The 10254-nt window shown below is 64.8% G+C and carries 8 protein-coding genes; 7 read left to right on the plus strand and 1 reads right to left on the minus strand.

Annotated elements, in window-relative coordinates; all coding sequences use genetic code 11:
* Nucleotides 1-37: 37 nt before the first annotated feature.
* From MUO23_10905 to MUO23_10925, 5 genes are all read left to right on the plus strand, one after another.
* A complete protein-coding gene (locus MUO23_10905) occupies nt 38-4219 on the plus strand; it encodes a GAF domain-containing protein (protein MCJ7513464.1) in 4182 nt (1393 codons plus the stop codon).
* 191 nt (nt 4220-4410) lie between these two features.
* Nucleotides 4411-5250, plus strand: a complete 840-nt coding sequence (locus MUO23_10910) for an AAA family ATPase (protein ID MCJ7513465.1) — start codon at nt 4411-4413, stop codon at nt 5248-5250.
* 64 nt (nt 5251-5314) lie between these two features.
* Entirely contained in the window at nt 5315-5701 is a 387-nt protein-coding gene (locus tag MUO23_10915; GenBank protein MCJ7513466.1) for a response regulator, read from the plus strand.
* A 63-nt stretch (nt 5702-5764) separates the two neighbouring features.
* Nucleotides 5765-6133, plus strand: a complete 369-nt coding sequence (locus tag MUO23_10920) for a DUF192 domain-containing protein (protein MCJ7513467.1) — start codon at nt 5765-5767, stop codon at nt 6131-6133.
* Nucleotides 6126-7523 carry a peptidoglycan DD-metalloendopeptidase family protein gene (locus tag MUO23_10925; protein ID MCJ7513468.1) on the plus strand — a complete coding sequence of 466 codons (1398 nt, stop codon included), beginning with the start codon at nt 6126-6128 and terminating at the stop codon, nt 7521-7523. Before MUO23_10920 ends, MUO23_10925 begins: the two co-directional genes overlap by 8 nt.
* A 38-nt stretch (nt 7524-7561) precedes the next feature.
* Here MUO23_10925 and MUO23_10930 read toward each other — a convergent pair whose 3' ends face one another.
* Nucleotides 7562-7825, minus strand: coding sequence for a DUF2007 domain-containing protein (locus tag MUO23_10930; protein MCJ7513469.1), 264 nt, complete (start codon nt 7823-7825; stop codon nt 7562-7564).
* Between the two features lie 56 nt (nt 7826-7881).
* Between MUO23_10930 and MUO23_10935 the strand changes: the two genes are divergently transcribed.
* Nucleotides 7882-9474 (plus strand): hypothetical protein, encoded by a 1593-nt coding sequence (locus MUO23_10935; GenBank protein MCJ7513470.1) that lies wholly within the window; start codon nt 7882-7884, stop codon nt 9472-9474.
* Nucleotides 9471-9917 (plus strand): hypothetical protein, encoded by a 447-nt coding sequence (locus MUO23_10940; GenBank protein ID MCJ7513471.1) that lies wholly within the window; start codon nt 9471-9473, stop codon nt 9915-9917. Before MUO23_10935 ends, MUO23_10940 begins: the two co-directional genes overlap by 4 nt.
* Nucleotides 9918-10254 lie beyond the last annotated feature (337 nt).

Genomic DNA, 10254 nt, shown 5'->3' on the forward strand with positions numbered 1-10254 from the left:
GCATGAAGGATCCGAAGCGCATGCTTCGTGGAGATGGATGACGTCCCGTCAGGTCCAATTCAGTTCACCGCCCTTCCGCACCCTGATCGGCATCCTGCCGGTCTTGGTGCTCACCATTGGAATCGGCTACAGCGCAGCCTACGCCTTCCTCGTCCCGCAGTCCGGGTTCGAGTTCAGTTCGCTCTGGGTGGTCTTGCTGGCGCCAGACTGCGCCTCGGAATCCGAGTGGTGTCAAGCGAATCCGGGCCGGGTACAACAAGGGGACCGGCTGATCCAGATCGGCGATCTGACTTTTGAGCAGTACACCAGCGATCCACTTACCCGGTCATTTGAGGGGAGCAGCCCGGGCGAGCTCGTGCCGATCAAGCTCGAGCGCGGCGGCGAGGTTCTGCAGATCGATTGGCTGATGCCAAGTCCGGGAATCGGATCCGGTGTAGCCAATGCGTTGCTCGTTTCAATCCCCTTTCTCCCCTTCTGGGCCGCCTCGTTCTTGGTCTTCCTGCTCATCCGCCCACGGGACGAGCGCTGGGGAATCTTGATCCTGTTCTTCTCAACGACTGCGCTCTGGCTGGCGATTGGGAGCGTCTCTATTACCGGGATCGGCTACTCTGGTGTTGTGTATGCGGCCTTGATGTTGATCATGCTACCGATCTACATTCACACCCACCTGGTCGTTCCACAGCGGATGCCGAGCGCCAAACCGGGCCTCGGCCTGGCGTTGCTCTATGCCGCAGGCACGATCGGCGCCGTGCTCGTGTTGTTGTCGATTGTCCCCCGCTGGATCTGGTACCTGGCGGCGCTTGGGGCCTTCGTGGGGAGTATGGCCATCCTGCTCTATCGCAGCTTCGTGCTTCCATCTGCCTCCCAGCGACTCCCGACCCGCCTGATGCTGTTCGGAATCGGCATGGCTTTCTTCCCCTCCTTGCTGATCTTCATCGTGCCTGCGATCCTGGAAATCGAACTCCCCTCCCGCTGGGGGACGGCGATCGCCTTGCTGGCCCTTCCGGCGCTCCCCCTAACCTATGTCTACGCGGCCTTCAAGCGGCAGTTTGGCGACCTCGAGTTCCGGGCGAACCGCGTGCTCGGGTTGTACACCTTCATCCTGGCGTACTCCACGGCCTTCGCCCTGGTATTCGTTCTTGTGAGCGCTTCGATCACCTCCCAGGAGGGGGATGTCATCGCCGCCCTGCTGGTGTCGATCCTGTTCATCGCCTTCGCGCCTTACTCCCAATCGCGCTTCCAGCGCTGGTTCGAGCACCTGGCGTATGGCTCGGTCTATGATCCGGATGAAGTGCTGACGCGGTTCTCTCAGAACCTGCCGATCGCCTCCGACCCGGAAAAGCTGGTACGGCTGATCGCCGACGAGATCACCCCCAGTCTGTACATCCGCCAGTCAGCCCTGTACCTGATGGATGGTGCCGCCAGCTTGATGTACGCCCGCAATCTGCGGTTGGAGGAAACCGACCTCGGGCTTCTGGCATTGGGGGCCCTGCTGCAAGACGCAGGTCACTACCGACCTCCGGGGATCGTCCAGGGATCTGACGCCGACTGGGTACGCTTGGCGCTTCCGCTGGAGACGCGCGATCGGCATGTCGGTGTGTGGTTGTTTGGACAGCGAGATCCGGACGACCACTACGCTCGGAAGGATATCCAGCTTCTATCCACCCTGGCGGCTCAGGTCGCCTTGGCAATCGAGAATTCCCGGCTGTACGTCGCCTCTCAGCGCCAGATGCAGGAGCTGACGGGGCTGTACGATGTCGCCCTGGCGACCGGCACGGCTCTGCAGGTCGATCGCCTCCTGCGCGAAGTGTATGCCCCGGTGCGAAGACTGATTGCGCTGGATGCCTTCGCCGCCTCGCTTTACCACCCAAAGGACAAAACGATCGAGATCCTGCTGGCCGTCGAAGACGGCCAGCCAGTTCCGGAAGCCATTGGGGTGCGCTTCCCGGCCTCGGCTGGCGGCCTGACCAGTCAAGTGGTCGCCACGGGTCGGTCACTGCTGGTCGGCGAGGTTCAAGGCGACATGTTGCCCGCCAGCGCCTCCGTGGGCTCCGTTGAGCGCATTCAGTCGTGGCTGGGCGTGCCGTTGCTGGCTCGGGAGCAGCTGGTCGGGGTGATATCTGTGCAGGCCTTCCGTCCAAATGCCTTCAGCGAGAAGGACCAGCGTTTCCTGGAGACGCTGGCGGGTCAAGTGGCGACGGCGATGAGCAACGCCATCCTGTACGAGGAGACTCGCCAGCGAGCGACCCAGCAGGAAGCCCTCAACGCCGTGATTGCCGCCGCCGCAGGCGCCACGGCCCTTCCGGACCTGCTGGAGACCGGGCTGGAGCAATCGATCCGGGCCCTGGACGTCCCGGCCGGGGTGGTGTGGCTCGACCACCCGCTGGTGGCCCGGGCCCGAGGCGTAGCCGCCGAGCTTCGACCATTGGCCGCGCGCATGGTTGCCATCGCCCTCTCCCGGCCGTGGCCGGTTCTGGCCGAAGACGACTGGCGGGGCAGGCTAGATGATCCGACCCATGCCGCCCTCGCCACAGAGCTGCACGAGCTGGGCATCCGCGCCACCCTGACGGTGCCCCTGATTGCGGAAGGACGTCCGATCGGCGGTTTGACTCTGGCCGGCCCAGACCCTCATCGTTGGAGCCGTGAGGAGATGGGGGTGGCCGAAGCCATCGGCCGCCAGCTGGGAAGCGCAGTGGAAAGGCTGCGTCTGCTTGACCAGATCCAGGAAAACGCCAGGCAGCTTCAGCGCATCCTCGATAGCGTGGAGGAAGGAATTCTCATCCTGGATGAGAGCCTGCGGGTGACGCTGGCCAACCCGGCCGCCCAGGACTACATCCGCGCCCTGGCCGATGCCCGCATCGGGGACCGGCCGACTCGGCTGGCAGGCATTCCGATCGAGGAGATCCTGCAGCCGAGGCCGGGAGGGCTTCCGCATACCGTCACTCTCGGTGCTCCTTCGAATCAGGTGTTTGAGATCCTGAGCACGCCATTCGTCGTCGCCGGCAAGCGAGAAGGCTGGACGTTGCTGATCCGGAACACCACGGACGCCTTCCAGATTCAGCAGATGGCCCAGCAGCAAGACCGTCTGGCGGCCGTCGGGCAGCTCGCCGCTGGCATCGCCCACGACTTCAACAACATCATGGCCGCCATCATCCTGTACGCCGAGATGCTTCTGGCCCAGCCAGACCTGACTGGTCGATCTTCCGAGCGCCTGCTGACCATCCTGGAGCAGGCGCAACGGGCCTCCGGGCTCACCCGCCAGGTGCTGGATTTCAGCCGCCGGTCGGTCATGGAGCAGCACCCGACCACCCTCGTACCGTTCCTCAAGGAGTTGCTCAAGCTCCTGGCCCGCACGCTGCCGGAGAGTATCGCTCTCCGCCTGGATTTTCAAGAGGAGGATGTGATCGTCAACGCCGACCCCGGCCGGCTGCAGCAGGTCTTCATGAACCTCGCCCTCAATGCCCGGGATGCGATGCCGGCTGGGGGTGAGCTCCGCTTCGATCAGGCGACGCTGGACGTCCTGGACGGCCAGATCCCGCCTTCGCCCGGCATGGCCAAAGGGCGGTGGGTGTGCATCGCAGTCTCCGACACCGGCGAGGGGATACCCTCCGAGGCTCTGCCCCACATCTTCGAGCCTTTCTACACGACCAAGGACGTCGGCTCGGGAACTGGCCTCGGACTGGCGCAGGTGTATGGCATCGTCCAACAGCATGGCGGCCATATCCTGGTACGGAGTGAGCGCGGGCGCGGGACCCGATTCTCGATTTACCTTCCAGTCCTTTTCGCCGTTGCCGGACCGTCGGAGGCGAGGGCAGCCCAGGCGGTGGTGCGCGGGCACAAGGAAACCGTACTTGTGGTCGAGGACGATGCCGCCACCCGCGAGGGCGTCCGCCAGGTCCTCGAGTCCCTCGACTACCAGGTGCGGGTCGCCTCGGATGGCGAGGAAGCGCTGGAGGTCTTCAAAGGCCAAGGCGGGTTCGATCTGGTGGTGACGGATCTGGTCATGCCGGGTGTCGGCGGAATGGCGCTTTACAAAGCCTTGAAGGAGCGGGACCCGAAGGTCAAGGTGATCATCATGACCGGGTATCCTTTGGGCGGTGGGACGCGGGAGCTGCTGGAGGAAGGCCAGGTGTTCTGGATTCAGAAGCCGTTGAACACCGCCACCCTCTCCGCTGCCGTCCGGCAGGCATTCGGCGATTCTCCCGTGGAGGGTGCGTAGGCCGCGAGCGATCGGACCCTCCGGTCGGCCGGAGGCTTGTCCAGCGGCAAGACCGGACCCTGCCCGCGCGGTACGGAACTTGCTTCCGGCTGGAGGCCGACGCATCCCCGGCTTTCAAATTGGGCCGCGTTGTGCATAATTATGAGGCCACGGTCGGTGTTGCTGCCTGCCAGGGTGGGAGACGAACACGCGTGCGGACGATAGCCATCGCCAACCACAAGTCCGGGGTCGGTAAGACCGCCACCACGCACGCCCTCGGGGCACTGCTGGCGGAACGCGGTCGGCGGGTGCTCCTCCTGGATCTCAACCCCCAAGCCGACCTGACGGCGTTTTGTGGCATCGAGAGCGCGGCCGGGGTCAGCCTGGCGGAAGTCCTGGGCGGGACCCTGCCCGGAATCGTCCCCCTGCGGGACATCCTGCGGGAAGTCCTGCCCGGGCTTTACTTGTTTCTGGCGCCAAGCGACCTGGCGCTGGCCCCCAGCGAGCTTGGACTGCTGTCACGCATGGGGCGCGAGGAAGCCCTCAAGCACATCCTCCAGACCGTGAGCGAGGATTTCGACCTGGCATTGATCGACTGTCCCTCCAATTTGGGACTGCTGACGCTCAACGCCCTGACGGCCGCTTCGGCTGTCCTGATCCCCACCCAGCCTCAGATCCCTGACCTGCGGGCCCTTTGGTTCTTCCTGGCGACGGTGGAGCAGGTGCGCCATGAACTCAATCGGAACCTGGAGACTCTGGGCATCCTGGTTACCTCATACGACTGGCGCCTGAGTCACCATCGGGCTGCGGTCGAGGCCATGGTGTCCGCCAGGCTGCCGATCCTGCCGGTTGGGCTCGGCCGGAGCACGCGGGTCAGCGCCTCGGTCATGGCCGACGAGCAGACCCTAACCTACTTGCCCACCAACCGGGAGGCCCAGGCGGAGCTGGCGGACTTGATCGAGCGCTGGCTGGACGGCGGTGGCGCCTCTAGCGGCCGGGCCCCCGGGCGGGCGGGCGCTTCAAACCGAGCGGAAGGACCCTCCCAAGCCTAGGACCAAAGGGTTTGTTGCGCGCCTGCCCCGACGGTGTACACTATTCTCACGCAGGTTCACAGGCATGGCGGGGAAGACGAAGCGAGTCGTCTGCATCGAAGACGAGCCGGAGATGATCGACCTTGTGCGGCTGATCCTCGGTCGCAAGGGGTATGATGTCATCGGGGCCAATGGCGGCATCGAGGGCCTGGACGCTGTCCGCCGTGAACGGCCGGACATCGTCCTGCTGGACTTGATGATGCCGGATATGGACGGCTGGGAGGTCTACCAGCAGATCAAGGCCGACCCCGCCCTGAAGGAAATCCCCGTGGTCGTGGTCACAGCCAAGGCGCAGTCGATCGACAAGGTGCTCGGACTGCACATCGCCAAGGTGGACGACTACATCACGAAGCCATTCGGGCCGCAGGAGCTCCTTGAAAGCGTTGAGAAGATCCTCAGCGTCGCCAGTTGAAGCTCCTAGCCAAGAGCAATGGAACGGGGCGGACACAGGCCGCCCCGTTGCGCGTGGTTAGATATGACTCGCGATGTCGAGGTCATCAATCACACCCGGGATGAGCGCCTTCTGCTCAGGGCGCGCTGGTGTGCTTCCTTCGCCTGCCGCTTGAGAGGCTTGATGTTCCGCCGCTCGTGCCGGGCAGGCCAGGGATTGGTGCTCGTCCAGAAGCGGGCATCGCGCTGGGACGCAGCAATCCACATGCTGTTTGTCTTCATGCCCCTCGGAGTCGTGTGGCTGGACGACAGAGGTATCGTCATCGAGGCGGTGCTGGCTCGTCCTTGGCGCTTCTACCTGCCGTCCCGGCCGGCGCGCTTTGTCGTGGAATCAGTTCCAGACCTGTTAGAATTCGTCCATCCGGGTGATCTGATCCACTTTCGCGATGCCTGAGTCCTACCGCTGGTCCGCCCTGCTTGCCCTGTTCCTATGCTTGGTCATTGTCCCCGGCGCCGGGGCTCAGGGCTCCGGCCCGATCTACGTCGTTGAAGAGGGCGACTCGCTTTGGGGCGTTGCCTCGCGTTTCGGCACGACGGTCGAAGCCATGGCCCAGGCCAATGGGCTGAGTGCCAGCAGTGGGATCTCTCCCGGACAGCAGCTGGTGATCCCGGGATTCGAGGGCGTTGTCGGCAGGTTGGTGACGCATGACGTCGCTTTCGGCGAGGATCTGGCGAGCGTGGCCCAGGTATACGGTGTTGATGCGGCCAGTCTACTGGCACTGAATCGAGGCCTGAGCCCGGAGCGGCTGTATGTTGGCCAGCCGCTGATTGTGCCCCTCCAGCAGGACAACCCGCTGGCGCTGGGCGAGGCCAGGCGCGTTCTCATCGGGCGGGGCGAGAGCCTCAACAGCTTTGCCAGTGCAGCCGACCAGAACCCGTGGAGTCTCCAGTTCAAGAACGGCGCCGGCCCGCGCCTGTGGCTCCTGCCGGGTGACAGCCTGGCACTCCCGGCTGATGGCGTGCCGAACATTGCCCTTGCGAGTCCGCTGGCCGGTGCCGGACTTGACCCGGCGGTCGGTACTCAGGGCCAGACGCTCACCATCCGCCTGCAATCCGAGGGGGATCTGGTGGCAGAGGGCGAGGTGGCTGAGTGGCCGCTTGTCTTCCTAGCGGATGAGACGCAGGGCTACGTCGCACTGCAAGGCATCCATGCCATGGCCGAGCCGGGAATCTACGATATCGAGATCCGCTGGAGCGGCGATCCGGGGTCGGAGGACTACCAGCGATTTCGGCAGCCTTTGCGGATCCGGGCCGGAGAGTTCGGCAGTGAGGCGCTAACCGTCAAGCCGGAGAGCCTCGATCCGGCCGTCACCGTTCCAGAGGACGCTCTCGTCCAGGGGCTGGTGACTCCAAAGACCCCCGAGAAACTCTGGCGGGGCGCCTTCGAGTTTCCCTCGGAGTTCTACACCGATCAGTTCCCTTCGGTCTTCGGCACTCGCCGCAGTTACAACGGCGAGGGGTACTTCAAATACCACAATGGGCTGGACTTCTACGGCGGGACGGGGGTGCCCATCCTGGCGCCGGCCAGAGGTCGGGTGGTCTTTGCCGGGCCGCTGCAAGTGCGGGGCAATTCGACCTACATCGACCATGGCTGGGGCGTGTACACCGGATACCTGCATCAGTCGGAGATCTTGGTCGAGGTGGGGGAGATGGTAGAGGCCGGGCAGGAGATCGGCCGGGTGGGGGCCACAGGCCGGGTGACTGGGCCGCACCTGCATTGGGAGGTGTGGGTTGGGGGTGTCCCGGTCGACCCGCTTCAGTGGGTCGCTCAGCCGATCCCGTAGCGGTTGGGGGGGCGTCGAGTCTACGGCCCGGCGACTTCTCAGGCGTCTGGGGCCTCACCCTCGCCGGAGGCCGGGATTTCACCCAGGCGATAGGCCTGGATCAGCTCGCGGGCGGCGGCCTCGTCGCCCTCGAGCACCAGCAAGTCGACGACCCCCAGCGGCCCAACTCCCAGACCGATCGTCGCCCCGGCGGCTTCCTGCGAGAGGTTTGCCTCGATGCCCTCCGAGGCGAGGAGCGCCCGGAGGATCTCCCCTTCCAGCGACCCGTTCACGCTCGCGACTCGAATGACCTTCTCCTCCATCGCGCCTCCGGCGTGTAGTATAATCCCGAAGCCTCGAGGGCAACTACGAAATTCTGATGTCTTCCCCCCCAACCGCCGTCACTGATCGCCTGTGGGCTGGGTACGAAATCTCAGACCGCGATCTAGAATTCATCTTCAACCTCCTGCTCGACCGTGAAGTGCCGCTCACGCCGGCGGAAATGGTACGCGCCCTGGTGGAGGAGCGGCTGGCAAGCTGGGAGGCCGAGGCCCAGGCGCAGCGGGCTGCAGATCTGCCGAGCTACGTGCCTGCGGAAGGCTACGGAGTAGGCCAGACTCTGTGCTTCCCGCTGCTGGGCGGCCAGGTCGGACAGGTGATGGCCGTGCGCCCGGGCGAGAATCCCGCCCTGGGCAACTTCGAGGTCATCACGGTGGCATTCGCCGAGGACAGGCCGCGCGAATTCGCTGCCCGATTGGCCGACCACGCTCTGAGCCGGCTTCCAGCAGAGACTGCGTCGCTCGACGGAGAGCCGAGCCTCGACCTGGCCTTGAGAGTGTATGGGAGTCGGCTGGAGGCCAAGCTCGCCGACAGGCTTTCTCAAACCCCTGACATCGTCCGCATCGCCGGCCGCTGGTTTCCGACCCAGTTGCTGGCGGATGTCAACGTCGGTCATCTCAACCTCGCCGAAGCCGTGCTGGATATGGCAGGGGGTGGCCCGCTCCCGACGGCGGAATTGCTGCCGCACCTCGGGCTGCCCGAGTCGGTCGACTCGCTGCTGGCGGCATTCTCGGTGGACTATGCCCTGCAGGAGAACGAGCGATTCGACGAAGTCGGTCCCGCCGGGCAGGTCCTGTGGTTCCTCAGGCGTCTAGAGCCTCCCGAGGTCCTCTTTCGTCCGCCGCGCCTCGAGCCTGCGAGTCCGACGCCGAGGCTCCCTTCCTTGAGTGACGGGAGCCTCTCACTCTGCCGGCAAGTCGATGACGAGTTGAGCCTCTACCCGGCTGAGCCAGCGGACGAGGGCGAGGTCCGCCTGGCGCTGCTCTTCCCACACTGGAGAGTGGGGACTCTTCCCCTGTCGTCGCGCCTGCGCCCGCTCTTTCCGACGGCCTATGAGGCCCCCCGCATCCGTTTCATCCTGGTGGACGGTCACAGCGGCGAGAAGTTTCCCGGGTGGGTAGTCCGAGCCGATCGCTACGTGTTCGGCCTAGAGGAGTGGTACCGCCGACACGAGGTTCCTGTAGGAGGGTTGATCCAGGTGCGTCGGGGGGAGACCCCCGGAGAAGTGATTGTCCAGGTGGTGGACCGACGCCGCCGGACCGAATGGATCCGCACCGTGGCCATTGGCGAGGGCGGGCAAATTGGCTTCAGCATGTTGAAGCAACCCGTCGGCGCCGCCTTCGACGATCAAATGATTATCGGGCTTCCGGACCTGGCGAAGATGGATAAGGCCTGGCTCTCCGGCCCCCAGAGGCAAATGCCGCTGGAGAAGCTGGTCCCATCGGTCTTCCGCGAGCTCGCCAAGCTCAATCCCCAGAGCGCGGTCCACGGCCAGGCGCTGTATTCGGGGATCAATGTGCTGCAGCGTTTGCCGCCGGAGGTCATTCTGGGCGAACTCGAAGCCCGGCCGTATTTCGTTCACGTTGGCGATCACTACTGGCGGTTGGACGAGTCGGCCTGGAGTCAGCGATGACGCTCTCTTCGGCCGAGCGTGCCCAGATGCTGGTTCGTCCCACGCTTAGTACGAGATTCCATATCGACTTCGATTGGTGGGAGAGGGCTGACCGCGACTGGGCCGTGTTGCTGCGAAGCCACCTGTGCCTTGAGCATCAGGCTCTGTTGGTAGACCTGGAAGCGGACGCACTTGTCGACCACGTGGATCCGGAGACGGCGGAAGTCACGTGCGTGCCTGGCTTGCAGCACACCCTGATGACCCACTGCGCGCTGCAGCCAGACTACATCAGCCCTCAAGGGAGCCTGGTCGACGTGGTCTTCCGTGTCTTCATGGCCAACGGCAACGTTCCCCTGTCGTGCCAGGAGCTAGGAAGTCGGCTCGGTCGTCCGGCTGAGACTATCCTACGCACGCTGACCGGTCCGAGGGTGTATCGCGGCATCCGACCCGCGCCAACGGGTTAGGCCGTCGGCTGGCTGGATTCGCCGCACCACACGGCGCCCCTCTTCCCCTGTGCGCCGATCCCAGGCGGAATAGCCGGTGCCGGACGAATTGACGCCAGGCTGCTTCGCGCCCCGATGCGGGATCTGCCAAGCTCCGGTTGGAGGCGGTCGGCCGCTCGATCTCCGAGCTACGGCACGAGCAGGTTGAAGTCGTCGAAGCGAATGTCGGCACCCGGGGTGGAGAAGGTCCCGGCGATCAACCCCACATCGCCGCTGGCGAAGTCGGAATCCTGGACCTCGGCAACGAGTTGATCGTTGACGTACAACCTCAACCTGGGCCCAATGCACTCGGCGGCCA

It is taken from the genome of Anaerolineales bacterium, from assembly GCA_022866145.1.
Taxonomy (GTDB): domain Bacteria; phylum Chloroflexota; class Anaerolineae; order Anaerolineales; family E44-bin32; genus PFL42.

Excerpts from the sequence above, each read along its gene's own strand:
- MUO23_10905 (MCJ7513464.1), top strand. The coding sequence starts at position 38 with ATGACGTCCCGTCAGGTCCAATTCAGTTCACCGCCCTTCCGCACCCTG.
- MUO23_10915 (MCJ7513466.1), top strand. The coding sequence starts at position 5,315 with ATGGCGGGGAAGACGAAGCGAGTCGTCTGCATCGAAGACGAGCCGGAG.
- MUO23_10920 (MCJ7513467.1), top strand. The coding sequence starts at position 5,765 with ATGACTCGCGATGTCGAGGTCATCAATCACACCCGGGATGAGCGCCTT.
- MUO23_10925 (MCJ7513468.1), top strand. The coding sequence starts at position 6,126 with ATGCCTGAGTCCTACCGCTGGTCCGCCCTGCTTGCCCTGTTCCTATGC.
- MUO23_10930 (MCJ7513469.1), bottom strand. The coding sequence starts at position 7,825 with ATGGAGGAGAAGGTCATTCGAGTCGCGAGCGTGAACGGGTCGCTGGAA.
- MUO23_10935 (MCJ7513470.1), top strand. The coding sequence starts at position 7,882 with ATGTCTTCCCCCCCAACCGCCGTCACTGATCGCCTGTGGGCTGGGTAC.
- MUO23_10940 (MCJ7513471.1), top strand. The coding sequence starts at position 9,471 with ATGACGCTCTCTTCGGCCGAGCGTGCCCAGATGCTGGTTCGTCCCACG.